We start from the raw sequence: 300 nt of genomic DNA on the forward strand, positions 1-300 counted from the left end.
AGCAGGTGGCAGATCAATAAAAAGAATGGATACAGGATAACGATCTCGTGTCATGACGTCAGCATAGGCTCCTCGGATTGCTCCCCAGAGAAATTTATCACGTACTGGACGCCCATTAACATAAGCAAATTGATGCAGGCTGTTACTACGGTTGAAAGATGGCAAACAAGCAAATCCAGTCAAACGAACTGATTCGCGTTCAGCATTCAATACGATACTGTTGGGAGCAAATTCTTTACCCATGATTTGTGTAATACGTTGTAATTGTCCTTGAGTATTATTTGCTGTAGCGGGGAGTTC

1 pseudogene is annotated in these 300 nt (G+C 42.7%); it reads right to left on the reverse strand.

Annotated features, from left to right (window positions below):
* Nucleotides 1-300 (reverse strand): annotated as a pseudogene (locus ACFIO5_RS11735) (DNA mismatch repair endonuclease MutL); the annotation flags it as partial.

This window comes from Bartonella sp. AA86SXKL, from assembly GCF_042196885.1.